This is a genomic window from Rhizobium leguminosarum (assembly GCF_019798305.1).
Lineage (GTDB): Bacteria > Pseudomonadota > Alphaproteobacteria > Rhizobiales > Rhizobiaceae > Rhizobium > Rhizobium leguminosarum_U.
This window is the reverse complement of the sequence record NZ_JAAXDD010000003.1, coordinates 238,307-261,304: the sequence shown is the minus strand read 5'-3', so window position 1 is coordinate 261,304 and position 22,998 is coordinate 238,307. Positions and strand designations below refer to the sequence as shown.

Sequence of the window (22,998 nt, the reverse complement as noted above, 5' to 3'; positions counted from 1 at the left end):
GCGTTGGAGATGGATTCGGCGATGAAAATTCCGGCAGTGATGATTCTGATGGCCGCCGCCCTGCAGCCGGTCTGCGCCTTCGGCGAGACCGAATGGATGGGCGGCGCGAGACAATGGTCGGTCGGCTTTGCGAATGAGAGCCCACATCCCTACTGCCGCCTGCTGTGGGACAGCGAGATCGGCAAGACCATGGAATTCCGCCAGAGCGCGACCGAGACGTTCTGGCTGGTATCAAAGATCACATGGGACATTCCGGCCAATACCAAGACCGAGGTGACGCTGACCAACCGTACGACGACGAAAGTGGTCGCCGCCGAGTTCTTCGGCAAGAACACGCTTCGCCTCTGGGGTCCGGCCAGCAAGGGGAGCGGCGGACTGAAGAAGATCATCAAGAATTCCTTTGCCGGAACGCCTGACGTGCAGCTTACCTTTGCCGGCGACGAAGGCGACTGGACGCTGCCGCTCTCGCGGGTGGAGCAGCTCTACCCGACCTTCGTCCAGTGCCTCAAACGTCTCGAGGCCGGCGAAAAGCCAAAGCAGAATTCCGAAACCCAGCCGTTCTGAGGCCGATCATAACGGCGGCGCAGTATCGCGGATCAGGGTGCGGACAGTCTCGATATCGCCGTTGAGCGGCCGTTCGTCGCCATAATGGGAAACATGCTGCCGCACGGCTTGATAGACAAGGTCCGTGCCTGGCGCCCGCGGCGCGGTGGCCGCCAGGAAATCATGCGCCTGGGCAGCGGCCATCAGCTCGATCGCAAGGATATATTCGGCATTGTCGATGACGGCGAGCAGCTTGCTGGCGGCGGCCGTCGGATGCGCGAGGAAATCCTCCTGCAGGCCGGAGGTCAGCCCGCCGTCCATGGCCGCCGGTGCGGCAAGGCGGCGGTTCTCGTTGCTGAGGGCGGCTGCGGTATATTGGGCGATCATCAAGCCGGAATGGCGGCCGGCGTCGCTGGCCAGAAACGGAGGCAGGCCGCTTACCAGCGGATTGACCAGCCGGTCCATACGCCGTTCGCTGATCGCACCGATCTGAGCGAGCGCAATCGCCAGGCTATCGGCCGCCTGCCCAAGCGCCGGGGCGACCGCATGCGCCTCGGAGCAGACGATCGGCTGTTCCGGCGTGCCTGAGACAGCCGGATTGTCGGTCACTGAGGCAAGCTCCTGATCGACGACGCGGGCGGAATTGTCGAAGACGTCGCGGGCGGCGCCATGCGCATGCGGCACCGAACGAAGGCTGAGCGCATCCTGCGTGCGCCGGCCGAAGGCGGCGGCGACAAGGCCGCTGCCGGCAAGCCGCGCGCGCAGCGTCGCTCCCACTTTCTCTATTCCCGCCGATGGGCGCAGCGCCAGCACAGCGGCGTCGAAGGCGGCGATCTGGCAGCCCGCCGCTTCCAGCGTCAGGGCTGCGGTGGCATCGGCCCAGTCGAGCAGCCGTTCGGCGCGTGACAGCCCCACGGCGGTCAGGCCGGTGGCGCAAGCGGTGCCGTTGACAAGGCTCAAGCCTTCCTTGGCGCCGAGCACCAGCGGTTCGAGCCCGATCGCAGCAAGCGCCTCGCGACCGCTCATGCGCCGGCCGGCCAGGTGAGCGCTGCCTTCGCCGATCAGAACAAGGGCAATATGGGCATTGTGGACGAGATAACCGGCAGAGCCCTTGGATGGCACGTCGGGAATGCAATCATGTTCCAGCAAGGCCGCGAGATGCTCGACGATCCCGCGCCGCACGCCGGAATGGCCATGGGCGAAATTGGCGATCCCGGCGGCGATGATGGCGCGCACCTCGCGGGCAGCCAGCAATGGCCCGACGCCGCAGGCATGGCTGAGCACGATGCTGCGCGACAACAGGCTCTGCGAGGCCCGATCGACGACGGTATCCGCCAGCGCCCCGACGCCGGTATTGACGCCGTAGGCGCGCACGCCCGTCTCGACGATACGCGCAACGATGCGGCTTGCCTGCTCGACCCGCCCCCAGGCGGCCGGCGACAGCGCCAGCGCTTCCCCTGACCCGACGCGCGCGACATCGCGCCAGGTCAGCACGGCATCGATGGTGATCGTCATTGACCGCTTCCGAAATGGCCGATGAACTGGCGGAAAGCCGGTGTCGCGCCGCCGGTGAACATCTCGTCCGGCTTGCCGCTGCTTTCGATCAGCCCCTCGCGCATGAAGACGACGCGGTTCGAGACGTTGCGGGCAAAGCTCATCTCATGGGTGACGACGAGCATGGTCATGCCTTCCTCGGCCAGCGCGCGCATGACGCGCAGCACTTCGCCGACAAGCTCCGGATCGAGCGCCGAGGTCGGCTCGTCGAACAGCATCACCTTCGGCTTCATCGCCAGCGCACGGGCGATCGCGGCCCGCTGCTGCTGGCCACCGGAGAGATGGGCCGGATAGGCATGGCGCTTATCTGATATGCCGACCTTTTCGAGCAGCGCTTCGGCCTCGGCGATGCAGTCGGCGCGCGGTCGCTTGAGCACGTGGATCGGCCCTTCGATGACGTTCTGCAGGATCGTCATATGGGACCAGAGATTGAAGGACTGGAACACCATGCCGAGTTCGGAGCGGATATGGTCTACCTGTTTCTGGCTGGCCGGCTTGCTCGTGGCGCCCTTGTGCACCATGCGGATCTGTTCGCCGTCGACCCAGATCTCGCCGTCGCTTGCGGTTTCGAGCAGGTTGATGCAGCGCAGAAAGGTCGACTTGCCGGAGCCGGAGGCACCGAGCAGCGAAATCACATCGCCGTCTTCGGCATCGAGGGAAATGCCGCGCAATACTTCGTGCGTACCGAAGCTCTTGCGGATATTGCGGACCGATAGTCGGGTTACGCCTGGCATGGGTGCTCCAATAGGGTCAAAGATCACTATGCCTTCAGCGCCTGCGGAATGGCGCGGCGATGTCGGGACAGCGAATATTCGAGCAGAGCCATGCCCTGCAGGATGATGAAGTTGAGAACGAGATAGATGATCGCCGCACAGAGAAAGACTTCCATTGTGCGGTAGGTCTGCGAGATCAGCCGCTGGGCGACGCCGGTGACCTCCCAGACGGTGACGAGGCTTGCGAGCGCCGTCGACTTCATCATCAGCACGATCTCGGTGGAATAGGCCGGCAGCGCGTGGCGGAAGGCGATCGGCGCCAGGATACGGCGCACCAGCAGGAAGCCGGACATGCCGATCGAGCGCGCCGCCTCGATCTCCTTCGGCGAGACGGCACGAATGCCGCCACGGAAGATCTCCGCCGTGTAGCCGGCGGTGCAGAGCGCCAGCGACAGCACGGCGCAGACCATCGGCTCACGCAGGAACGGCCACAGGAAGGAATAGCGGATGAAGCCGAACTGGCCGAGGCCATAGAATACCAGGAACATCTGGATCAAAAGCGGCGAGCCGCGGAAGACGAAGATATAGCCTTTGGCAAAGCCCGAAAGCACTTTGTTGCCACTGGTCCGCATCCAGACGATGACAAGCGCCAGCAGGCCGCCGGAGACGATCGACAGGGAAAACAGGATGAGCGTCGTCGGCACGGCCTTGAGCAGGGTGACCATGGTCGAGGCGATGAAGGTGAAATCCATTGCCGCCTCCTTACGCCTGGCCCATGGCGGATGCCGGCATGCTGCGATTGGCGCGGCGCTCCGCCCCGTTGAAGATGCGGTCCGAAAGGTTGGTCAGGAGCAGATAGAGACAGCCGCCGGCGATGAAGAACAGGAAATATTGCCGGGTCGAGCCCGCCGCCACCTGGCTGGTGCGCATCAGCTCGGCAAGGCCGGTGACGGAGATCAGGGCCGAATCCTTGAGACTGAGCTGCCAGACGTTACCGAGGCCGGGAATGGCGAGGCGAAACACCTGCGGCATGATGATGCGGCGAAGGCGCATGCCGCGATGCATGCCGATCGCCGAGGCGGCCTCAAGCTCGCCCTTGGAGATGGCGAGAAATGAGCCGCGGAAGACTTCCGCCTGGTAGGCGCCGGAGATGATGCCGACGGCAAGCGCGCCGGCGGCAAAGGAGGGCAAGCCGAGGAACCCTTCGTAGCCCATCGCCTGGCCGATCGAGGTGACGGCCGACGAGCCGCCGAAATAGATGAGATAGATGATCAGCAGTTCCGGCACGCCGCGAAACACGGTCGTGTAGACATTGCCAAGCGTGACAAGGACGAGACTGCCGGAGAGTTTCGCGGCTGCGACGATCGCGCCAAGCACGGCGCCGATCGCCAGCGCCGTCGCCGTGACAGCCAGCGTCATCAAGGCGGCGGCAATGAGCAGCGCGCCCCATCCCGTCGAGCCGAAGCCGAGAAGTTCCAAGCTTGCCATATCGTCCGTTCCCCGTCCGTGGCAGTGTTTTGCGGATTGACACCAGAGTATGATGCCGAAAAGTGTCAGCGGTTTTCGGACGACATCATGCTCTAACTCTCTTATTTGGAACAGGATTCAGATTTTAGGCCGACCCCGGCCTAAAATCTTCCTGTTCGAGCATGCGGTCTCCGGCGACAAAGCCGGAGACCGGTGTTTGCGGCCGAAAGGCCGAAACGCTTATTGCGGGCTGACGTCGACCTTGAACCACTTCATCGAGAGGTTCTTGACGGTGCCGTCGGCAAGTGCGGACTTGATTGCTTCGCTGAACTTGTCGCGCAGGTCCGTATCCGCCTTGCGGACACCCAGGCCTTCGCCCTCGCCCCAGATCGAACCGGCGATCTCGGGGCCGGTGAAGTCGAGCGCGCCGTTGGCGGACGCAAAGGCATTGTTGAAGTAGACGGCGTCATCGAAGCCGAGGTCGATGCGGCCGTTCTGCAGGTCGAGGTCGCGGTCGGCACCGGTCTTGTATTCGCGGATCTCGGCAATATCGCCGAAATTGTCATAGACGAACTTGGCGTAGACGGTCGCCGCCTGGATGCCGATCGTCTTGCCCTTGAAGGCGGCCTTCAGCGCGTCGATCTCCTTCACGCCGGTCTGGCCGGGCGTCATCTTGATCGTGGTGCCGGTGCCGGCGGCCTTTGCCAGCGGGCTGTCCTTGGCGGTGGCAAAGGCGGCAGGGGTGGCGGCATAGGGAATGGTGAAGTCGATGACCTGCTTGCGCTCATCGGTGATCGACAGCGCATCCATGATGACGTCGAACTTGCCGGCGTTGAGCGCCGGGATCATGCCGTCCCAGTCGGAGGCGACCAGCGTGCATTCGATCTTGGCGCGCTCGCACAGCACCTTGGCGAGTTCCGGTTCGAAGCCGCCGAGCGTACCGTCGGCGTTGGTGAGGTTCCAGGGCGCATAGGCGCCTTCGAGTGTAATGGTCGCCTTCGTCCAGTCTTTGGAAAAGGCAGGCGCGGCGAAGGCGGAAAAAGCCGCCACGCCACAAAGCAGGATTGCGCTGAATTTCATTTGTGAATTCTCCTCTGGAATTGAAACAGACCTTGCGGCACCACGGCCGGTCTTCGCCGGCTTGCCCTTTCCTGTCCTATTTCTGTTTCAAGGACCGATTGGGAGGTTGTATATGGTACCATATGAGATATTTTGTGATATGCAAGAGGAAAGTCGAATTATGTAGCGAATTCCATTCGTGCAAAAGGAATAGGCAATGAAGCGTCCCGGTGAGATGAAGCGCGAATTGGCGCAGAATGATAGCACCCCGCTCTATGCCGGCGTCAAGCAGGTGATCCTCGACCGCATCCACAGCGGCGAGTGGCCGCCGAAATATCGCGTGCCCTCGGAAAACGAACTGGTGGTCGAGCTCGGCGTCAGCAAGATGACCGCCAACCGGGCGCTGCGCGAACTTGCCAACGAGGGCGAACTTGTCCGCATCCAGGGCGTCGGCTCCTTCGTTGCGGAGCGCAAGGGTTATTCGGCGCTGTTCGAGGTCCGCAACATCGCCGAGGAAATCGCCGAACGCGGTCATGCCCACGAGGCCTCCGTCGTTGTTCTCGCCCAGGAAACCGCCTCTCCCGAGGTTGCCGACGCGCTCGAACTGCCGATTGGTGCCGCGGTTTTCCACTCGCTGATCGTTCACAGCGAAAACGGTGTTCCGGTACAGATCGAGGACCGTTTCGTCCATCCGGAGGCCGCGCCTGAATATCTCGACCAGGATTTTTCGACGCTGACGCCGAACGCTTATCTGACAGCCGCAGCCCCGCTCAGCGGCTCCGAGCACGTTGTCGAGGCGGCGATGCCACAGGCCTGGGAATGCAAGCTGCTGACCATCATGAAGACCGAACCGTGCCTGACGATCCGCCGGCGCACATGGTCGGCAAAACAGGTGGTCTCGACCGCCCGCCTCGTCTATCCCGGCCACCGCTACCGGCTGGAAGCGCGCAGCGGCAAGATGTTCGAGGAATAAAAACACTGCCCATGTTGTATATGGAACATAGCGGACTTATTGCGACGCCGGCGTGAAACGGGCCACCAACGCATGACGATCGCCCGGATAGGTGAAGCGCACATGCGTCACCGGGCCGGCGCCGCTCCAGGTCCGGCGCTCGACCACGAGGCAGGCGGTATTGCGCGCTATGTCGAGGACGGCGGCCACTTCGGCATTGGCCGAGACGGCGTGGATCCGGTGTTCGGCCGTGCTCCACGGCACCTGGTTGAGCAGCCACGGCCCCGGCGCGATCGTCAGGAAATCGGCATTGGCGGCCTCCGGCACCGTCGCAAGGCTGATCAGCCGCTCCTCCAGGCAAAAGGGCCGCATGCCGGCACTGTGGATGCAGACGATCTCGACGACCGAGGACGCCACCGGCAGTTCCAGCCTTCGGCTGTCTTCCGCCTTGGCCTTGCGGCTCGTCTTCTTCGAGACCGCATAGGAATAGGGCAGGTTCAGCGACTGCACCTCGGCCTTGATATCGTGGATTTCGAGAACAGCCGATTGCGCCTGCGGCTGGGTGACGAAGCTGCCGGACTTCTTGCGGCGCTCGATCAGGCCGGCCTTGGCGAGCTGGGTCAGCACCTTGTTCACCGTCATGCGCGAGCAGTCATACTGCGTGGCGAGATCGACCTCGAAGGGAATGCGGTACCCCGGCGGCCAATCGCCCGAGACGATTCGGCCCTCGATGTCGCTGAGGATGCGCTGATGCAAGGTGGGATCCCTGCTTTGGTTCATCGCCACGTTCCGATTGGTCTCCCGCTATCTCTTTGTTTTTACGCGATTCCAGACGAAAAACCACTACACATTTTTGCTGGAACTGCTCTAATTCGAATGTCCGGACAGGAAAAGCTCTTTTTCAGGCGGCCAGCAATTCGCCCATGACAGCGAGGAAACGCCGGTCGATGGCGTCGCGCCTGAGATGGCGGCCGCCCTCCACCTGCTTGCGGCCGCGTGCCCAAACGCAATCGATCGAAATGCCGCCGGCAAACAGCCAGTGATCGAGGATCTGGTCACCTGTGAGATAGGGAACGGCTTCGGTGTCGAGTGAGACGATATCGGCGGAATGGCCCTCGACGAGACCTGCCGGCGCCTTCAGCGCGGCGCCACCACCGGCAAGTGCATGTGTGAACAGCGAAAGCGCCGTCGAGCCGCCGGGTGCAGCGACGACGTTGCGAGCGCGAAGCGCCAGGCGCTGCGAATATTCGAGCTGGCGCAGTTCCTCCGGCACCGAGATCAGCACGTTGGAATCCGAGCCGATGCCGTAACGTCCGCCCTCTTCGAGGAAAAGCGGCCCGGCAAAGGCGCCGTCGCCGAGATTGGCTTCGGTGATCGGGCAGAGGCCGGCGATCGCGCCGCTTTTCGCCATCCGCCGCGTTTCGTCCTCGGTCATGTGCGTCGCATGGATCAGGCACCAGCGCTCATCCACAGGCGCATGATCGAGCAGCCATTGCACAGGCCGCGCACCGGACCAGGCGATGCAGTCCTCGACCTCCTTCACCTGCTCGGCGACATGGATATGGATAGGACCGTCGCCGGCCATCGGCACGAGCTTTATAAGCTCGTCCGGGGTCGCCGCGCGCAGGCTGTGCGGCGCCAGCCCGAGCTCGGCGCCGGCGAGCCGGCCGGTCACCCTCCGGCATCCCTCCATCAGCCTTTCGAAGCTTTCGAGCGAATTGATGAAACGCCGCTGACCGTCGATGGGAGCAGCTCCGCCGAAGCCGGAATGGGCATAGAAGACCGGCAGCAGCGTCAGGCCGATCCCGGTCTCTTCGCTCGCCGCGCCGATGCGTTCGGCAAGCTCGGCTATATTGGCGTAAGCGCTGCCATCCCTGTCGTGGTGAAGATAGTGGAACTCGCCGACGCGGGAAAAACCGGCCTCCAGCATTTCCGCATAAAGCTTGGCCGCGACCGCCTCGACATGATCAGGCGTCATCGCCAGGGCAAATTTGTACATGACCGTGCGCCAGCTCCAGAAGCTGTCGTTGGCCGGGCCGCGCACTTCCGCAAGGCCGGCCATCGCCCGCTGGAAGGCATGGCTGTGCAGGTTCGCCATGGCGGGAAGGAGGAGAGCGTGGCGTTCGTCGCCGGGCTCGGGAGACGTACCAATTTCAACCCGCGCGATGCGCCCAGCCTCGAGCGTCAGCCGCACATCCTTTTGCCAGCCTTGCAGCGTCAGCGCCGTGTCTGCGTGAAGTGTGGTCATGGCCTTCCCTCTCCTTTTGCCGTGCCGCCGATCTTCCTTTTCCAGAAAAGCGCGCAAAATTTCTCTTGTCACCCGTCGATTATGTATATACATGTTATTGACATAAGGAAAGGCGCAAAGCTGATGACCGGGAACAATTTTTCAGAGGAAGCCGCATCCGCCGACGCCCGCCCAGTTCTTTGGCGCAATGCGCGGCTGGCCACGCTGGCGCCTGGCAAAGAAGGGCTCGGCATCGTCGAAAAGGGCGCCGTGCTGGTCGAAAACGGCCGCATCGCCTTTGCCGGCGCCGAAAGCGAGCTGCCGGCATCGGCCGTCGAGCACTCCGAAATCGTCGATCTCGAAGGCCGCTGGGTAACGCCCGGCCTCGTCGACTGCCACACCCATATCGTCCACGGCGGCAATCGCGCCCGCGAATTCGAAATGCGCCTTGCAGGCGCCACCTATGAGGAGGTCGCCCGCGCCGGCGGCGGCATCGTCTCCTCGGTGAAGGCGACCAATGCGCTGTCGGTCGAAGAGCTCGTTGCCGGGGCTCTGCCGCGGCTCGACACGCTGCTTGCCGAAGGTGTCACGACGATCGAGGTCAAGTCCGGTTACGGGCTGAACCGAACCGGTGAAGTGAAGATGCTGCAGAGCGCCCGCCTGCTCGGCCATATCAGACCGGTCCGCGTCGCCACCAGCTATCTCGGCGCCCATGCGACGCCTCTCGAATATAAGGGTCGCAACGGCGATTATCTCGATGATGTCGTCCTGCCCGGTCTCGATGACATGCATAATCTCGGTCTCGCCGATGCCGTCGACGGCTTCTGCGAGGGCATCGCCTTTTCCACGACCGAGATTGCCCGCGTCTTCGACAAGGCAAAGGCGCTCGGCCTGCCGGTCAAGCTGCATGCCGAGCAGCTCTCCAATCTTGGCGGCGCCAGGCTCGCCGCGTCCTATGGCGCGCTTTCGGCCGATCATCTTGAATATCTCGACGAAGATGGCGTTGCGGCGATGGCCGCAGCCGGCACCGTCGCCGTGCTGCTGCCCGGCGCCTTCTACGCCATCCATGAGAAGCAGAAACCACCGGTAGAGGCGTTGCGGCGGGCAGGCGTGCCGATTGCGATCGCCACCGATTGCAATCCCGGCACCTCGCCGCTCACCTCGATGTTGCTCACCATGAACATGTCGGCCACGCTTTTCGGCCTCACCGTCGAGGAATGCATCGCCGGCGCCACCCGCGAAGGCGCCCGCGCGCTCGGTCTGCTCGACAAGACGGGAACGCTCGAACCCGGCAAATCCGCCGACCTTGCCATCTGGAATATCGAAAGCCTTGCGGAGCTCGTCTACCGCATCGGCTTCAATCCTCTTCACATACGCGTCTTCAAGGGCGAAAGGAACGGTCGATGACCATCACGCTCCACCCGGGCTCCGTCTCGCTAAAAGATCTGGAAATCATCTACTGGACCGGCGCATCGGCAAGGCTCGATCCCGCCTTCGATGCCGGCATCGCCAAGGCCGCTGCACGCATCGCCGAGATCGCCGCCGGCAATGGGCCGGTCTACGGCATCAATACCGGCTTCGGCAAACTCGCCTCGATCAAGATCGACAGCGCCGATGTGACCACCCTGCAGCGCAATCTCATCCTGTCACATTGCTGCGGCGTCGGCGCGCCGCTGCCTGAGAATATCGTGCGGCTGATCATGGCGCTGAAGCTGGTCTCGCTCGGGCGCGGCGCCTCCGGCGTGCGGCTGGAACTGGTGCGGCTGATCGAAGGCATGCTTGATAAGGGCGTCATTCCGCTGATCCCGGAAAAAGGCTCGGTCGGGGCCTCCGGCGATCTTGCGCCCCTTGCCCATATGGCGGCGGTGATGATGGGCGAGGCCGAAGCCTTCTTCGCCGGAGAACGCCTCCCAGGCGCGCAAGCCCTCGAAAGGGCCGGCCTCAAACCGGTCGTGCTCGCCGCCAAGGAGGGCCTGGCGCTGATCAACGGCACCCAGACCTCGACGGCGCTGGCGCTTGCCGGTCTCTTCCGCGCCCATCGTGCTGCACAGGCAGCGCTGATCACCGGCGCCATGTCCACCGATGCCGCCATGGGCTCTTCGGCGCCTTTTCATCCGGATATTCACACATTGCGTGGCCACAAGGGCCAGATCGACACTGCAGCCGCGCTCCGGGCGCTCCTCGAAAACTCCATCATCCGCCAGAGCCACATCGAGGGGGACGAGCGCGTCCAGGATCCCTATTGCATCCGCTGCCAGCCGCAGGTCGACGGCGCCTGCCTCGATCTGCTGCGCTCGGTTGCCCGCACGCTTGAAATCGAGGCCAATGCGGTCACCGACAATCCTCTGGTGCTGTCGGACAATTCCGTCGTTTCCGGCGGCAATTTCCACGCCGAACCCGTCGCCTTCGCCGCCGACCAGATCGCGCTCGCCGTCTGCGAAATCGGCGCGATTTCGCAGCGCCGCATCGCACTGCTGGTCGATCCGACCCTCTCCTACGGCCTGCCGGCCTTCCTCGCCAAGAAGCCGGGCTTGAACTCCGGCCTGATGATCGCCGAGGTGACGTCGGCGGCGCTGATGTCCGAGAACAAGCAGATGTCACACCCAGCCTCGGTCGATTCGACGCCGACTTCGGCCAACCAGGAAGACCATGTCTCCATGGCCTGCCATGGTGCCCGCCGCCTGCTTGGCATGACCGAAAACCTGTTCGGCATCATCGGCATCGAGGCGCTGACCGCCGCCCAAGGCGTCGAACTGCGCGCGCCGCTGTCGACGAGCCCGGAACTTGCCAAGGCGATCACTGCCATCCGCACCAAAGTTCCGAGCCTCGACGTCGATCGCTATATGGCAAACGACCTCGCCGCCGCCGCCGAACTGGTGGCAACGGGCGCGCTGAACGCCTCGGTTTCGAATGGTATTCTGCCGATTTTGGAGGGTTGATCATGGTGGTGAAGGAAAAAGTCCCCTCCCCAACCCCTCCCCACAAGGGGGAGGGGCTAAGCCGTGGCACCGCCTCACGAAACAACAAGCCGGCGGCATACTCTGCGCTGGAAGCTGAATACGGCAAGAGCCGCACGTTAAGTCCCTCCCCCTTGTGGGGAGGGGTTGGGGAGGGGTTTCTATGACCACCCCATACGAAACCCGTCAGGGCACCTCCCCCATCATCCTCGGTTTCCCCCATACCGGCACCGAGGTGCCGGCCGGGATCGCCGACCGCCTCAACGACAACGGCAGGATGCTGGCCGACACCGACTGGCACATCCACCGGCTCTATGACGGTCTTCTCGACAATGTCACGGTCGTGCGCGCCACCTTCCACCGCTATGTGATCGACGCCAACCGCGATCCGGCGGGCGTCAGCCTCTATCCCGGCCAGAATACCACCGGCCTTATTCCCCAGACGGATTTCGACGGCAAGGCGATCTGGAAGGATGGCCAGGCGCCTGACGAAGCCGACGTCGCGGCGCGGCTGCGGGACTTTCATGCCCCCTATCATGCGGCACTTGCCGCCGAGATCGAGCGCGTGAGAGCAATCCATGGCGTCGCAATTCTCTACGACTGCCACTCGATCCGCTCCCACATTCCCTTCCTCTTCGAAGGCAAATTGCCGGATTTCAATATCGGCACCGACATGGGCAAAACGTGCGACAGCGCGATCGAGCAGGCGACGCTCACCGTCGTCGAAGCCGCCGAAGGTTACGACAGTGTGCTCAACGGTCGCTTCAAGGGCGGCTGGACGACACGCCACTATGGTCGGCCCGATACCGGTGTGCACGCGATCCAGATGGAGCTTGCGCAATCGACGCATCTCCAAACCGCGGCGGCGCCCTTCGCCTACGATGCCGCCAAGGCAGACAGACTCCGCGTCCATCTCAAAAACATTCTGGTGCGCATCGAACAGATCGCGCCCGACCTGAAACGCTGACGCCCGAAACCTGAGAACAGGGGAACCGCCATGAACAATCCACGCCACAATATCCGCGAAATCCGCGCGCCCCGCGGCAACGATCTCACTGCCAAGAGCTGGATGACCGAAGCGCCGCTGCGCATGCTGATGAACAATCTCGACCCAGACGTCGCCGAAAATCCGAACGAGCTGGTCGTTTATGGCGGCATCGGCCGCGCCGCCCGCACCTGGGAGGATTTCGACCGCATCGTCGCGACGCTGAAGACGCTGACGGAAGAAGAAACCTTGATTGTCCAATCCGGCAAGCCGGTGGCCGTCTTCCGCACCCACAAGGATGCGCCGCGGGTGCTGATCGCCAACTCCAACCTCGTACCGCATTGGGCGACCTGGGATCATTTTAACGAGCTGGATAAGAAGGGCCTTGCCATGTACGGCCAGATGACGGCCGGCTCGTGGATCTATATCGGAACGCAGGGCATCGTGCAGGGCACCTACGAGACCTTTGTCGAGGCCGGCCGCCAGCACTACGGCGGCAATCTCAAGGGCAAATGGATCCTGACCGGCGGGCTCGGCGGCATGGGCGGCGCCCAGCCGCTCGCCGCCGTCATGGCCGGCGCCTGCTGCCTCGCCGTCGAATGCAATCCCGATTCGATCGATTTCCGCCTGCGCACCCGCTATGTCGACGCCAAGGCCGAGACGCTCGATGAAGCGCTTGAGATGATCGACCGCTGGACAAAGGCCGGCGAGGCAAAGTCTGTCGGCCTGCTCGGCAATGCTGCCGAAATCCTGCCGGAGATGGTCCGTCGCGGCATCCGCCCCGATATCGTCACCGACCAGACCTCGGCCCACGACCCGATCAACGGCTACCTGCCGAAAGGCTGGACGATGGGTGAGTGGAAGGCAAAGCGCGAAAGTGATCCGAAGGCCGTGGAAAAAGCGGCGCGCGCCTCGATGCGCGAGCATGTCGAAGCGATGATCGCCTTCTGGAATGCCGGCGTGCCGACACTCGACTACGGCAACAACATCCGCCAGGTCGCCAAGGACGAAGGCCTCGAAAACGCCTTTGCCTTCCCGGGCTTCGTGCCGGCCTATATCCGCCCGCTGTTTTGCCGCGGCATCGGCCCCTTCCGTTGGGCGGCTCTTTCCGGCGATCCGGAGGATATCTACAAGACGGATGCCAAGGTGAAGGAGCTGCTGCCTGACAACAAGCACCTGCACAACTGGCTCGACATGGCCAGGGAGCGCATCGCCTTCCAGGGCCTGCCGGCACGCATCTGCTGGGTAGGTCTTGGCGACCGCCACAAGCTCGGCCTCGCCTTCAACGAGATGGTGAGAACAGGCGAACTCTCCGCCCCGATCGTCATCGGCCGCGACCATCTGGACTCCGGATCCGTCGCCTCGCCGAACCGCGAGACTGAAGCGATGAAGGACGGTTCCGACGCCGTCTCCGACTGGCCGCTGCTCAATGCCCTGCTCAACACGGCATCGGGCGCCACCTGGGTGTCGCTCCATCACGGCGGCGGCGTCGGCATGGGCTTCTCGCAGCACTCCGGCATGGTCATCTGCGCCGATGGCACGGACGATGCCGCAAGACGCCTCGAGCGCGTGCTGTGGAACGATCCGGCGACCGGCGTCATGCGCCACGCCGATGCCGGCTATGAGATCGCCATCGACTGCGCCAAGGAAAAGGGCCTGCGCTTGCCCGGCATTCTCGGGAACTGAGCCCGGTGAGGATCCTGCGCGCAGGCGATCACAAACGCATGCCCTGGAAAAACGGCAAGGGAGAGACGGTGGAGATCGCCGTCTTTCCACCGGACGCGTCGATCAACGACTTCGAGTGGCGCATCAGCATGGCAACGGTCGCAGAAGATGGCCCGTTTTCGATCTTTCCCGGCATCGACCGCACGTTGGCGATCCTTGATGGCAACGGCATGGTGCTTGATGTGGAAGGCAGATCTTCGGTGCCGCTGACAACGGCGAGCGATCCGCTGGCCTTCCCGGCGGATATCCCTGTCGCGGCCAGGCTCGAGGACGGAACAATCACCGATCTCAACGTCATGACGCGCCGTGGCCGGCTTAGCCATACGCTGATCCGCATCGACGTCGATGGCAGCAAAACCGTGCCCCTGCCGCCCTCGACATGCCTGTTGCTTTGCCATCGCGGCGCATTGTCATTCCGGCGGGACGGCGAGACCGGCGCGCTTGCGGCCGGCGATGCGCTGCTGGTGACGGATACGGCCGCAACCGTGCTGGAAATCGATGGCGAAGCCAGATGTTATCTCGCTTTGATCACCACAGCCTGATCTTCGAACAACGAACTGAAAACATTAAGCAATTGAGGATTTGGCGAAGCGTGTGCATAAACCATCGCCATCTCGGGCCATGGACGTCATTCCTCGTTTCGGTCTAAACTTCGCCCTTCTGATGCAGAAGAAGACCTAGACTGCCCGCAACGTGCCGGGGAGCAAGGGAGCAGGCGTGACGGATCCATACGATATTCTCGGCGTTGAACGCGATGCGGACGAGGCGCAGCTGAAGGCCGCCTATCGGCGCCTGGCGAAGGTCGCCCACCCCGATTCGGGTGGCGATTCGGAAGCCTTTGCCCATCTGCAGAAAGCCTATGGGCTGCTTCTCGATCCGGTCCGGCGCAAGGTCTACGACGATACCGGCTACGACGTCGAATTCGCCGATGCGGCCGAATTGCAGGCGCTGGTGATGATCGAGAAGCTCGTCACCGATGCAGTGCTCGACGAGCGCGCACCCGGAAGTTTCGATCCCGTGGCCGTCATGCAGGACAGTCTTTCCGAAGAACTGCGAAAGGCGCGTTTCAGCAAGAGCGAGCTGGAGCGCCACGCCTCGCGCATCGGACTGCATCTGGAACGGCTGGAAAAGCAGTCCGGCCGCGATGTGCTCGCCCACATGTTCCGCGCCCGCATCGAAGCAATCTCCAAGGCGGTCGCGGAAACCGAGGCGAAGATCAAGGCGGCGGAACGCGCCGCCGACATGCTCTCCGGCTATGTCTACGACATCGATCCGCCGCCGCTGTCTGATGACGCGGTTACCAGCATCGAATGGGTCGAAGCCTCAAGAAACCGCTCCACCGGCTGACGGCGTAGACGCGGCTGATCTTAATAAGCCAGCTTCGGATACCAGTCCGGTGCCCGACCTTCGGGCGTCGCATCGAGCACGGTCCAGAGCGGCATCAGGTCGGGCGCGCCGCGCGGATCCTCACCGGGATCGGCCGTCACACCGCCCATCTCCTGGCTCCAGAAATGGCGGATGGTGCCGTCGCGCCGCGTGAATACGTTGAAGGCGGCGTCATCGCTGCCATCCCTGCCGATTGCGTGATAGTCGCGGCTGTAGTCGTCCGTCATGTCGGAATAAAGCGGCAGATGATGCCAGCCGCGCTCCTTCTTGAAGGCCAGCAGCCTTTCGATCGGCGAGCGGGCGACGACAGCAAGGGCGGCGCGCTGCTGGATGTCAGGCACTTCGCCGTCCCAGGCCGACAGCAGCGAGGTGCACATCGGGCACGGGCGCTCGCGTTGCGGGCCGAACATGTAGCTGTAGACGATCAGCGTATCCTTGTCGGCGAAGAGCTCGGCAAAGGAGATCGGCCCATCGCTGCCTTGGAAGCGGTAGTCTTTCGTCACCTCGCCGCCCGGCGGCAGCGCCCGGCGCTGTCTTGCCACGCGCTCGATGTGCCGGCGCAATTCGATCTCTTCGGCCAGCAGCGCGTCGCGGGCGCTGCGATACGCCTGGCTCTCATTGGGAAACCGGACGACGTTCTTGGCCGCAAGCACGGCGGCGGGGACCAGATGTTGATTATCCATGATGATATCCTCCTTCTATTGCCGCGCGTCTCAGACGCGCCAAGGACGTGCTGAAGCCACGACCGCGGTGCCAGCACATCATTACAAGGACGATCGGCTGATGCGAAAATCGACAGAGCCGACGGAAAATATTCGCCCCGCGCTTTGGCCGGCTCAGCGCCCGGATCGCCAAAGCCCAGCAGATCAAGATCTCGCGTTCCGAAATGCGGACCATCGAACCAGCTCATGATCAGCATTGCGCCCTTCCGAGAGGACGCCGCCCCGTGAACTCATTTCACCGTCGGCTGCGAAACTCAGTGAACGGTGATCACCGGAATGCCAGCTTCGTCGGCGGCACGGATAAGCGCTGCTCGCGCGTCCTGAGCCGGAATTTCCCCATGAATTGCATTTCGGCACGCTCTAATCGCTATAAGATATTCTTCTCCGTCGTCGATCGGCCAGCCAACGGTCAGCATCTCGGCAGCCTGGAAAAGGGTTGCGACAAGCTTGTATTTTTCCGACCCACTCACGACGAGCATCAGAGGGGCAAACTCTTCGGATGTGCGCCACTTCATGACATTAGGTCTCCCCACAGTAAACATATTAGTAACCGTGCAAGAACCGTTCCGCGATCTTCGCTGGCATGCCGAAGCTCGTTTCGGAGGCCGCATAATGGAAAGGAGAACGTTTCTTAATGGCCGCTCTAGCCGCCCCAGCGTCGCCAGCGTCAGCATGGGCACCTGTTGGCAGGGAAACGGTCGCGCAAGATGGCCTTGACACGCCGCCATAAGCAATATATCTCTTCGGTTATATAGCTACATGGTGATATATGGATAGCAGCCTCGATTCGATTTTCTCCGCACTCTCAGACCCAACAAGGAGAGCAATCCTTGAGCGGCTTGCTAACGGCAAGGCGACCGTGGCCGAACTCGCAGATCCCTTCGAGTTGTCTCAGCCTGCCATCTCAAAGCATCTCAAGGTCCTGGAACAGGCCGGATTGATCCGCTCCGGCCGTGAAGCGACTTCGCGTCCCCGCGAACTTCAGCCGGACGCGTTGAAGAAAATTTCTGATTGGATTGGCGATTATAGACGCTTCTGGGATCAGAGCTTCGATCGTCTCGATGGCTATTTGTCCAAGGTACAAGGATACGAAGATGACAAATCCGAAGACTGATACTGACAATGCTCGCGATCTGGTTTTTGTACGAAGGTTCAATGCCCCCTGCGATCTCGTTTTCAGGGCATGGACCGACCCGAAAGCGCTAGCGCAATGGAGCGGTCCTCACGGTTTCAAGGCGGTGGGCGACCAGCTTGAAGTTTGGCCCGGCGGTAGACACCGCGCCTGTCTGATAGCGCCAGATGGAGAGGAGCACTGGGTTAGCGGAAAATACCTTGAGGTCGAGCCTCCGCACAGGCTTGTCTTCACACATGCCTGGGAAATCGGAACCGGCGAAACGAGCCCGGAAACGGTGGTCACGATTGCGCTAAAGGAAAGCGACGGAGGCACGGAAATGACGTTTCGGCAAAGTGGATTTGAAAGCGCATCGTCACTTGAGGGTCATGAAGGTGGTTGGTCGCAAAGCTTCGAGCGACTTGGCGTTTTTCTGGGGGCTGAATCCGAAAGGCCGGATCATGAATAAGGCGGCGATGAAGCTTTACTATTGCGAGACGCTCAATCCTCGGAAGGCCTGCGCCGCTGCCCGTTTTCTTAAAGCCGACGTGGAGTTCATAAGGATTGACCTGGCAAGCGGAGAACAGCGCACCACTGAATTCCTGGCTCTTAACCCGAACGGGAAAGTCCCTGTGCTGCAGGATGATGGCGGAACCTTGTGGGAAGCGAATGCCATCATGTGCCGGTTGTCTGACAGAGTTGCCTCGGATTTCTGGCCGCATGACCACCGGCAGATCGACGTGCTGCGCTGGTTGAGTTGGGATGCCAGTCATTTCACCCGGCACGGGGCAACGCTGTGGTTTGAAACCTTGATCAAGCCGTTGTTCGGCGGCGAGCCTGACGTCGCCGTGGTCGAAGATGCGAAGACGAGTTTCCGCCTCCATGCTCGCGTGCTCGACGATCATTTGGCCACGAACAGCGTTGCGGTCGGGAAGACACTGACTGTCGCAGATTTCGCACTAGCCGCTGCACTTCCTTATGCGACTTCTGCTGAGATTCCACTTTCCGAGTTCAGGCATATACAGGCGTGGTACGAACGGCTTGAACAACTAGATGCGTGGCGAAACCCTTTCCCGGCGTAACAAGGTGCGGCTGTCTCCGTTTGGCTGGCGTGGCTGATTGTTCAACGTGGCTTTGACGACCGATTTGACGCGCTGCCCCCAGGTAGAGATAGTTTACAGCCGTTCCGTGCTTATTATTTCCGGCCCACATTTCTACAAGTTCTGCCGATGATCGCTCACTCATCCAATCCACGGGGCCCCGCTTCTCCGCCGCTGAAATCTCTTCCGCCATTAAACGACAAGAAGAAAGCGGCGATATGCGCAAGGACTGAAAAGCAAAAAGGGCGCTCGACCCTTGCGGGGAGCGCCCTTATCCTGTCGGACAACGAACAGTTCGACGACGTCGATACCACGCGCATCCATTTTTCAGGCAGGACGGGTATATGGACCCTTTCCGCCGGCGTTTCAAGAGCCGGTTCCGCACGACGATTGATCCTAGAACAGGATGATTTTAGGCCGGGTCGGCTTAAAACCTGAGTCCTGTTCTAAATCAAACGGTTAGAGCATAATGTCGTCCGAAAACCGCTCACACTTTTTCATGCTCTGTCGATCAGGAGGCGACCCCGGTGATCGGATTAACCACAGGTCGTTCGCTTTTGTCCCTGACCCCAGCCGGCTGCACCGCCGGCGGCGCCATCGATTTTGCGTCGGCGGGCTCCGGCTTTTCAGGAACGACGCCGACATCCTTGGGTCGCCGCTGCTCGGGCTTTACGTTTTGATCATTCGTCGACATTGTCAGTCTCCTTTCCAGGAAGAAGTCACGGCCGTGGACATGGTTCCGGCGATGGGATGGAGGACTACCGATGCTTGACAGGTTTCTGCTGCAGGGGCCTCAGGGTGCGCGCTTCACCATCCTTCTTGCGCATGGCGCCGGCGCGCCGATGGATTCGGCATCGATGACAGCAGCCGCAAATGCGCTCGCCGGCGTCAGCTTCCGTGTGGCTCGTTTCGAATTCGCCTATATGGCTGCCCGCCGCACCTCGGAAGGCCGCAAGCCGCCGCCACGGGCCGAAACGCTCAATCCCGAATACGAGGCGGCGATTGCCGAACTCGGGGCCAGCGGCCCGCTTATCATCGGCGGCAAGTCGATGGGCGGCCGGGTCGCCAGCATGGTCGCCGACGATCTTCATCGCCGGAGGAAGATCGCCGGCCTGCTCTGCCTCGGCTATCCCTTCCATCCGCCCGGCCAGCCGGGGAAGCTGCGCACCGGCCATCTCAAAGGGCTGACGACGCCCGCCCTGATCTGCCAGGGAACCCGCGACGAATTCGGCACGCGGGACGAGGTGCCGGGCTACGATCTGTCCGAGAGGATCGAGATCCTCTGGCTGGAGGATGGCGACCACGACCTCAAGCCACGCAAGTCGATCTCCGGTTTCTCCAGTGCCGATCACCTCGCCACGATGGCGAAGGCGGTGAAGACATGGGCCGAACGATTGCCGGTTTGAGCATCACCCATATCCCGGCGCCCGCCCGCGGCTGCCGCCATCAGGCTGCAAGCTTCCTGACATCGATGCGTCGGTCGGTGGCGGAAACGGTGATTTCGAAGTGGTCGGCCTGGACGACGTCGCGAATATTGCGCGGCCGGTGGGCGACGATGGCCACTCCACCTCTCAGCCGGACACTATCATAGAGGATACCGGCGCCGCCGCTCGAGCGCACCTCTTCCCCCAGCACCTGCGATGCCGCATAGCTGGTGCCGTCATAGACATCGGGCCGCAGCCTCTCTTCGCCGCGAATGTCGAGGTAATCACCAATCAGACTGGCCGAATAGCTTCGATAGGTGCGCGCCATCGTCGCGACGCCGCGCGCGTAAACTTCGCGCCTGAGATGATGGCCAACCTCCGCGGCGGCTGTCCTGAGATCGTCGGCGGCATACCAGGCGCCGAGATCAGGGCCGTTGAAGCGCATTCCTCCCGGCGCGACATGCAGGAATGCCGCCATCACAATACTGGCGTTGGCAATGCCATAAACCCATTGGTCCTCGGGAAGCCGTTGGATACGGTCGGCGACCAGGCGGTCGTTGGTCCAGCCGACGAGCTCCATCACGGCTTCGAGATCGGCCGCCCGCGTCACCGTCTCAAAAAGCCCGATGGGCGGAAATTGCGAGGGGATCAGCCGGTACGACGGACGCGGCGCCTGGGCAAAACGATCCCTCACCGGAAGACGATGTCCGCGTCTTCGTAGGGCGTGAACGCTTCGTCGAGCGCATTCGGCTGCATATAGAGACCGCCTCGCGCGCCATCGAGAAAGCGGCGGACGGTCATCAACCCGTCCTGGGTCCCGTTGGTCACGATATCAAGCGGCGGACGCCCGCTGAAAACGAGCGCCTGATGCGATGTGCGCAGCCAGGCGACGCCGGCGCGTTCATCGGAAAACAGCACGCCGAGGGCCTGGTGGATGCCGAGCACGGCCGAGATGCGGGTCAGCGTATCGACATCGAGCGTGAAGGCGCCGTGCTCGCGCGCCTGTTTGGCCCAATTGTGATAGGTCGACCGAGAGGGATAACCGAGCACGAGCAGCCGCTGCTCTTCCGTCAGCCCCCAGAGATCGGCGATCGCCAGAAAGGTTCGCAAGGCCGGGGCGCTTAGCCTCTTGCGGTTTGCCGGAGCAAACCGCTCGGTTTTCAGTCGCTGTGGCCCTTGGCCTTCTCGGTGCTCCCGTCGTGCATGCTGCATAAAGGCCTCCCGTCTTGAACTAGACATAGTCCAAATCTGGGCATTCATCAATCAAATTTAAAGAGGTGGGTCCAGCGGACTGCCGGCTTTGGCGCCACCATAGTCCAGGCAGCCGCCGTAGCGGACCTTGCGGCGGTATTCGGCGTAGCCCGGCAGGTCTCTCGTCAGATGCTTCTCCTCATCCAGCAGCCGGCAGTCCGGCGAAGGCGGGAGGGATAGCAAGCAGGCCCCAATACGAGCCGAACGACGGCGGCATGCCTGAGAAGAGCACCAGCGCCGGCGCGTACATTGGATGGCGCACGACGCTATAGAGCCAGCTCGAAATGAGTCGCTGATCCCTACGGATCTCGACCGTCGCCGAGGCGAAGCTGTTCTGCCGCAGGACGAGGAAGCAGCCGTAAAAGCCGACCGCGACCAGCAGATTACCGAAAATTACCATCGGCACCGGAACGGCCGACAAGCCGAACCGATGATCGAGCGCCGAGCCGATGAAGAGCGCATCAGCACGACGCTGTTGAAAAGCTGAATACGCTTTTGCATGGGTTGCCGCTCCGCGCGCGGCCCGACATGCAGTCGCTGTTCCAGCAAAGCGCGGTCATATTTCAGGAAATAGGCTGTCGTCGCGATGATCCAGCCGCAAAAATTGAGAAGGAACAGCCAGCCGTGCCAATAGGACAGCGAGCCTGCCGCGACGAAGATCATCACCGAAAGCACCGCGACGAATTTCACCGTCGCTTCCGTCGCCCGCCTGCCCAGATCTTTTCTGATCGCCCATCGGTCCGACCTCCGTTATCTCAGGATACCGTGCCTGCCGCCTCGCGGATCGTCTGCATCAGGATCGATTGCGGTAGGGACGGCACGGCATCGGCGCGCATCGTCAAGCCGACCGGCCCCTTGGTCTCGCCGGTATCGACCGGCAGAAGCGCCAGCCGCCCGTCGGCGACATCGCCGGCCACGACGCCGTTGGAAATGATCCAGATCGCGTCACTTGCCCTGAGGAATGCGCGGCCGAAGGAATCCGACACTGTCTCGATCTGGTTCGGCAGGCTGGAGACGCCGTTGGCGATCAAGAAATTTTCGACCACCGGCCGGATGATCGAACCGCGCGTCGGCATCAGAACCGTATAGTTGGCGACGCCGGCAAACAGCGGTTGCCGGCCGTCGAGCAGCGGATGGCCGGCGCGCACGGCAAACACCACCTTCTCGGAATAAAGATGTTCGAAGGAAAAGCCCGCCATGTTCTCGGCGCCGGCCAGACGTCCGACGACGATATCGAGATCTCCGACACGAAGCTGCTCCAGGAGCACCGCGTTCTCGCCGGTGACGATCTTCACCCTGCTCCAGGTCTTCTCCTTGAGGAAGAGTTCCATCGCCCGCGGCATGATGCGCGATGACACCGTCGGCAGCGCGCCGATGCGGATCGGCGGCGCCTCGGAAAACTGCTCCTGCGAGACGGAATCGAGGCCCTGGCGCAAGGCGGTCAGCGCAGCGCCTGCGTGCCGCAGAAAGACCTCGCCGTAGCGGGTAATCTTGATGCCGCGGCCATCGCGCTCGAAAACATCGACCCCCAGCACCTGTTCCAGTTCCCGGATCGTCTTGGTGACTGCCGGCTGGCTGACATGCAGCAATTCGGCGGCCTTCATGACGCTCTTCTGCCGCGCCACCTCGACAAAGGTTTGCAGATGGCGGAACTTGACCCGGCTGTCGATCATTGTTCACATAACTCCAGGGTTATCGAAACGCCAATAAATATCATTTTACTTAACCGGATCAATCATTCAATTTCCAGCCGGAATCTACCTGTCCCGTTGGATGGGCGGCGAGAACTCTAAAATTTTGAAGCGCGCATCATTCTTTGTGA

27 protein-coding genes and 1 pseudogene are annotated in these 22,998 nt (G+C 62.3%); 12 read left to right on the top strand and 16 right to left on the bottom strand.

Going from position 1 to position 22,998, the window contains the following annotated elements; all coding sequences use genetic code 11:
* The first annotated feature begins 21 nt into the window (after window positions 1-21).
* On the top strand, window positions 22-564 hold the full coding sequence (locus tag HFO99_RS07160) for a hypothetical protein (protein ID WP_222360213.1): 543 nt from the start codon (window positions 22-24) through the stop codon (window positions 562-564).
* 6 nt (window positions 565-570) lie between these two features.
* On the opposite strand, the gene hutH (HFO99_RS07155) is transcribed toward HFO99_RS07160, so the two are convergent.
* From hutH (HFO99_RS07155) to HFO99_RS07135, 5 genes are all read right to left on the bottom strand, one after another.
* Window positions 571-2,058 (bottom strand): histidine ammonia-lyase, encoded by a 1,488-nt coding sequence (gene hutH, locus HFO99_RS07155; RefSeq protein ID WP_222360211.1) that lies wholly within the window; start codon window positions 2,056-2,058, stop codon window positions 571-573.
* Window positions 2,055-2,831, bottom strand: coding sequence for an ABC transporter ATP-binding protein (locus HFO99_RS07150; RefSeq protein WP_222360209.1), 777 nt, complete (start codon window positions 2,829-2,831; stop codon window positions 2,055-2,057). Before HFO99_RS07150 ends, hutH (HFO99_RS07155) begins: the two co-directional genes overlap by 4 nt.
* Window positions 2,832-2,857: 26 nt before the next feature.
* A complete protein-coding gene (locus HFO99_RS07145; RefSeq protein ID WP_018497025.1) occupies window positions 2,858-3,562 on the bottom strand; it encodes an ABC transporter permease in 705 nt (234 codons plus the stop codon).
* A 10-nt stretch (window positions 3,563-3,572) separates the two neighbouring features.
* Entirely contained in the window at window positions 3,573-4,298 is a 726-nt protein-coding gene (locus tag HFO99_RS07140) for an ABC transporter permease (RefSeq protein WP_222360207.1), read from the bottom strand.
* A 219-nt stretch (window positions 4,299-4,517) separates the two neighbouring features.
* Window positions 4,518-5,357 carry a transporter substrate-binding domain-containing protein gene (locus HFO99_RS07135; RefSeq protein ID WP_222360205.1) on the bottom strand — a complete coding sequence of 280 codons (840 nt, stop codon included), beginning with the start codon at window positions 5,355-5,357 and terminating at the stop codon, window positions 4,518-4,520.
* Window positions 5,358-5,553: 196 nt separating this feature from the next.
* On the opposite strand from HFO99_RS07135, the gene hutC (HFO99_RS07130) reads away from it, so the two are divergent.
* Window positions 5,554-6,309, top strand: coding sequence for a histidine utilization repressor (gene hutC, locus HFO99_RS07130; RefSeq protein ID WP_064246830.1), 756 nt, complete (start codon window positions 5,554-5,556; stop codon window positions 6,307-6,309).
* Between the two features lie 36 nt (window positions 6,310-6,345).
* Here hutC (HFO99_RS07130) and hutC (HFO99_RS07125) read toward each other — a convergent pair whose 3' ends face one another.
* Window positions 6,346-7,068, bottom strand: a complete 723-nt coding sequence (gene hutC / locus HFO99_RS07125) for a histidine utilization repressor (RefSeq protein ID WP_222360203.1) — start codon at window positions 7,066-7,068, stop codon at window positions 6,346-6,348.
* Between the two features lie 121 nt (window positions 7,069-7,189).
* Window positions 7,190-8,536 (bottom strand): formimidoylglutamate deiminase, encoded by a 1,347-nt coding sequence (locus HFO99_RS07120; protein ID WP_222360201.1) that lies wholly within the window; start codon window positions 8,534-8,536, stop codon window positions 7,190-7,192.
* A gap of 123 nt (window positions 8,537-8,659) precedes the next feature.
* Between HFO99_RS07120 and hutI the strand changes: the two genes are divergently transcribed.
* From hutI to HFO99_RS07090, 6 genes are all read left to right on the top strand, one after another.
* The gene (hutI, locus tag HFO99_RS07115; protein WP_222360199.1) at window positions 8,660-9,922 is read left to right on the top strand and encodes an imidazolonepropionase; all 1,263 of its coding nucleotides are present in this window, start codon (window positions 8,660-8,662) and stop codon (window positions 9,920-9,922) included.
* On the top strand, window positions 9,919-11,454 hold the full coding sequence (gene hutH / locus HFO99_RS07110; protein WP_222360197.1) for a histidine ammonia-lyase: 1,536 nt from the start codon (window positions 9,919-9,921) through the stop codon (window positions 11,452-11,454). The genes hutI and hutH (HFO99_RS07110) overlap by 4 nt, the downstream gene beginning before the upstream one ends.
* A 181-nt stretch (window positions 11,455-11,635) precedes the next feature.
* Window positions 11,636-12,439, top strand: a complete 804-nt coding sequence (gene hutG / locus HFO99_RS07105) for an N-formylglutamate deformylase (protein ID WP_222360195.1) — start codon at window positions 11,636-11,638, stop codon at window positions 12,437-12,439.
* A 30-nt stretch (window positions 12,440-12,469) separates the two neighbouring features.
* Window positions 12,470-14,143 carry a urocanate hydratase gene (gene hutU / locus HFO99_RS07100; protein WP_222360193.1) on the top strand — a complete coding sequence of 558 codons (1,674 nt, stop codon included), beginning with the start codon at window positions 12,470-12,472 and terminating at the stop codon, window positions 14,141-14,143.
* A gap of 5 nt (window positions 14,144-14,148) precedes the next feature.
* On the top strand, window positions 14,149-14,724 hold the full coding sequence (locus tag HFO99_RS07095; RefSeq protein WP_222360191.1) for a HutD family protein: 576 nt from the start codon (window positions 14,149-14,151) through the stop codon (window positions 14,722-14,724).
* Window positions 14,725-14,899: 175 nt separating this feature from the next.
* The gene (locus HFO99_RS07090; RefSeq protein ID WP_026154580.1) at window positions 14,900-15,529 is read left to right on the top strand and encodes a J domain-containing protein; all 630 of its coding nucleotides are present in this window, start codon (window positions 14,900-14,902) and stop codon (window positions 15,527-15,529) included.
* A 20-nt stretch (window positions 15,530-15,549) separates the two neighbouring features.
* Here the strand turns inward: HFO99_RS07090 and HFO99_RS07085 are convergent, their stop codons facing one another.
* From HFO99_RS07085 to HFO99_RS07080, 3 genes and pseudogenes are all read right to left on the bottom strand, one after another.
* Window positions 15,550-16,251, bottom strand: coding sequence for a DUF899 family protein (locus tag HFO99_RS07085; RefSeq protein ID WP_222360189.1), 702 nt, complete (start codon window positions 16,249-16,251; stop codon window positions 15,550-15,552).
* A gap of 152 nt (window positions 16,252-16,403) precedes the next feature.
* A pseudogene (locus HFO99_RS33350) lies at window positions 16,404-16,496 on the bottom strand (nucleotidyl transferase AbiEii/AbiGii toxin family protein); the annotation flags it as partial.
* A gap of 48 nt (window positions 16,497-16,544) precedes the next feature.
* The gene (locus HFO99_RS07080; RefSeq protein ID WP_017968256.1) at window positions 16,545-16,805 is read right to left on the bottom strand and encodes a DUF982 domain-containing protein; all 261 of its coding nucleotides are present in this window, start codon (window positions 16,803-16,805) and stop codon (window positions 16,545-16,547) included.
* Window positions 16,806-17,059: 254 nt separating this feature from the next.
* Between HFO99_RS07080 and HFO99_RS07075 the strand changes: the two genes are divergently transcribed.
* From HFO99_RS07075 to HFO99_RS07065, 3 genes are read left to right on the top strand one after another with little or no spacing between them, the layout of a single operon-like run.
* Window positions 17,060-17,404 carry an ArsR/SmtB family transcription factor gene (locus HFO99_RS07075; RefSeq protein ID WP_164575646.1) on the top strand — a complete coding sequence of 115 codons (345 nt, stop codon included), beginning with the start codon at window positions 17,060-17,062 and terminating at the stop codon, window positions 17,402-17,404.
* The gene (locus tag HFO99_RS07070; RefSeq protein ID WP_017968254.1) at window positions 17,385-17,870 is read left to right on the top strand and encodes an SRPBCC domain-containing protein; all 486 of its coding nucleotides are present in this window, start codon (window positions 17,385-17,387) and stop codon (window positions 17,868-17,870) included. Before HFO99_RS07075 ends, HFO99_RS07070 begins: the two co-directional genes overlap by 20 nt.
* Entirely contained in the window at window positions 17,863-18,483 is a 621-nt protein-coding gene (locus HFO99_RS07065) for a glutathione S-transferase family protein (protein ID WP_196766988.1), read from the top strand. The genes HFO99_RS07070 and HFO99_RS07065 overlap by 8 nt, the downstream gene beginning before the upstream one ends.
* Before the next feature lie 529 nt (window positions 18,484-19,012).
* Here the strand turns inward: HFO99_RS07065 and HFO99_RS07060 are convergent.
* On the bottom strand, window positions 19,013-19,195 hold the full coding sequence (locus HFO99_RS07060; protein ID WP_222333715.1) for a hypothetical protein: 183 nt from the start codon (window positions 19,193-19,195) through the stop codon (window positions 19,013-19,015).
* Between the two features lie 70 nt (window positions 19,196-19,265).
* Here HFO99_RS07060 and HFO99_RS07055 point away from each other — a divergent pair, with 70 nt between their 5' ends.
* Window positions 19,266-19,907: an alpha/beta family hydrolase gene (locus HFO99_RS07055; RefSeq protein ID WP_222360187.1), complete on the top strand. Its 642-nt coding sequence runs from the start codon at window positions 19,266-19,268 to the stop codon at window positions 19,905-19,907.
* 40 nt (window positions 19,908-19,947) lie between these two features.
* Here the strand turns inward: HFO99_RS07055 and HFO99_RS07050 are convergent, their stop codons facing one another.
* The 5 genes from HFO99_RS07050 to pcaQ all read right to left on the bottom strand — a co-directional run bounded on the left by HFO99_RS07050 (window position 19,948) and on the right by pcaQ (window position 22,849).
* Window positions 19,948-20,619 carry an RES family NAD+ phosphorylase gene (locus tag HFO99_RS07050; protein WP_222333717.1) on the bottom strand — a complete coding sequence of 224 codons (672 nt, stop codon included), beginning with the start codon at window positions 20,617-20,619 and terminating at the stop codon, window positions 19,948-19,950.
* Complete coding sequence (locus HFO99_RS07045) at window positions 20,616-21,137, bottom strand: MbcA/ParS/Xre antitoxin family protein (protein WP_222360186.1); 522 nt, start codon at window positions 21,135-21,137, stop codon at window positions 20,616-20,618. Before HFO99_RS07045 ends, HFO99_RS07050 begins: the two co-directional genes overlap by 4 nt.
* 178 nt (window positions 21,138-21,315) lie before the next feature.
* The gene (locus HFO99_RS33345) at window positions 21,316-21,576 is read right to left on the bottom strand and encodes a methyltransferase family protein (protein WP_261323052.1); all 261 of its coding nucleotides are present in this window, start codon (window positions 21,574-21,576) and stop codon (window positions 21,316-21,318) included.
* On the bottom strand, window positions 21,570-21,866 hold the full coding sequence (locus tag HFO99_RS33340) for a hypothetical protein (protein WP_261323040.1): 297 nt from the start codon (window positions 21,864-21,866) through the stop codon (window positions 21,570-21,572). Before HFO99_RS33340 ends, HFO99_RS33345 begins: the two co-directional genes overlap by 7 nt.
* A gap of 65 nt (window positions 21,867-21,931) precedes the next feature.
* Window positions 21,932-22,849 carry a pca operon transcription factor PcaQ gene (pcaQ, locus tag HFO99_RS07035; RefSeq protein ID WP_222360184.1) on the bottom strand — a complete coding sequence of 306 codons (918 nt, stop codon included), beginning with the start codon at window positions 22,847-22,849 and terminating at the stop codon, window positions 21,932-21,934.
* Between the last annotated feature and the right edge of the window lie 149 nt (window positions 22,850-22,998).

What these genes read in the sequence shown, in the direction of transcription:
- hutG (WP_222360195.1), top strand. Translation starts at nt 11,636, where the DNA reads ATGACCACCCCATACGAAACCCGTCAGGGCACCTCCCCCATCATCCTC.
- HFO99_RS07065 (WP_196766988.1), top strand. Translation starts at nt 17,863, where the DNA reads ATGAATAAGGCGGCGATGAAGCTTTACTATTGCGAGACGCTCAATCCT.
- HFO99_RS07150 (WP_222360209.1), bottom strand. Translation starts at nt 2,831, where the DNA reads ATGCCAGGCGTAACCCGACTATCGGTCCGCAATATCCGCAAGAGCTTC.
- HFO99_RS07075 (WP_164575646.1), top strand. Translation starts at nt 17,060, where the DNA reads ATGGATAGCAGCCTCGATTCGATTTTCTCCGCACTCTCAGACCCAACA.
- hutH (WP_222360197.1), top strand. Translation starts at nt 9,919, where the DNA reads ATGACCATCACGCTCCACCCGGGCTCCGTCTCGCTAAAAGATCTGGAA.
- HFO99_RS07120 (WP_222360201.1), bottom strand. Translation starts at nt 8,536, where the DNA reads ATGACCACACTTCACGCAGACACGGCGCTGACGCTGCAAGGCTGGCAA.
- HFO99_RS07085 (WP_222360189.1), bottom strand. Translation starts at nt 16,251, where the DNA reads ATGGATAATCAACATCTGGTCCCCGCCGCCGTGCTTGCGGCCAAGAAC.
- HFO99_RS07080 (WP_017968256.1), bottom strand. Translation starts at nt 16,805, where the DNA reads ATGAAGTGGCGCACATCCGAAGAGTTTGCCCCTCTGATGCTCGTCGTG.
- HFO99_RS07060 (WP_222333715.1), bottom strand. Translation starts at nt 19,195, where the DNA reads ATGTCGACGAATGATCAAAACGTAAAGCCCGAGCAGCGGCGACCCAAG.
- pcaQ (WP_222360184.1), bottom strand. Translation starts at nt 22,849, where the DNA reads ATGATCGACAGCCGGGTCAAGTTCCGCCATCTGCAAACCTTTGTCGAG.
- hutI (WP_222360199.1), top strand. Translation starts at nt 8,660, where the DNA reads ATGACCGGGAACAATTTTTCAGAGGAAGCCGCATCCGCCGACGCCCGC.
- HFO99_RS07055 (WP_222360187.1), top strand. Translation starts at nt 19,266, where the DNA reads ATGCTTGACAGGTTTCTGCTGCAGGGGCCTCAGGGTGCGCGCTTCACC.
- HFO99_RS07140 (WP_222360207.1), bottom strand. Translation starts at nt 4,298, where the DNA reads ATGGCAAGCTTGGAACTTCTCGGCTTCGGCTCGACGGGATGGGGCGCG.
- HFO99_RS07070 (WP_017968254.1), top strand. Translation starts at nt 17,385, where the DNA reads ATGACAAATCCGAAGACTGATACTGACAATGCTCGCGATCTGGTTTTT.
- hutC (WP_222360203.1), bottom strand. Translation starts at nt 7,068, where the DNA reads ATGAACCAAAGCAGGGATCCCACCTTGCATCAGCGCATCCTCAGCGAC.
- HFO99_RS07145 (WP_018497025.1), bottom strand. Translation starts at nt 3,562, where the DNA reads ATGGATTTCACCTTCATCGCCTCGACCATGGTCACCCTGCTCAAGGCC.
- HFO99_RS33345 (WP_261323052.1), bottom strand. Translation starts at nt 21,576, where the DNA reads ATGGTAATTTTCGGTAATCTGCTGGTCGCGGTCGGCTTTTACGGCTGC.
- hutU (WP_222360193.1), top strand. Translation starts at nt 12,470, where the DNA reads ATGAACAATCCACGCCACAATATCCGCGAAATCCGCGCGCCCCGCGGC.
- HFO99_RS07135 (WP_222360205.1), bottom strand. Translation starts at nt 5,357, where the DNA reads ATGAAATTCAGCGCAATCCTGCTTTGTGGCGTGGCGGCTTTTTCCGCC.
- HFO99_RS07045 (WP_222360186.1), bottom strand. Translation starts at nt 21,137, where the DNA reads ATGCAGCATGCACGACGGGAGCACCGAGAAGGCCAAGGGCCACAGCGA.
- hutH (WP_222360211.1), bottom strand. Translation starts at nt 2,058, where the DNA reads ATGACGATCACCATCGATGCCGTGCTGACCTGGCGCGATGTCGCGCGC.
- hutC (WP_064246830.1), top strand. Translation starts at nt 5,554, where the DNA reads ATGAAGCGTCCCGGTGAGATGAAGCGCGAATTGGCGCAGAATGATAGC.
- HFO99_RS07160 (WP_222360213.1), top strand. Translation starts at nt 22, where the DNA reads ATGAAAATTCCGGCAGTGATGATTCTGATGGCCGCCGCCCTGCAGCCG.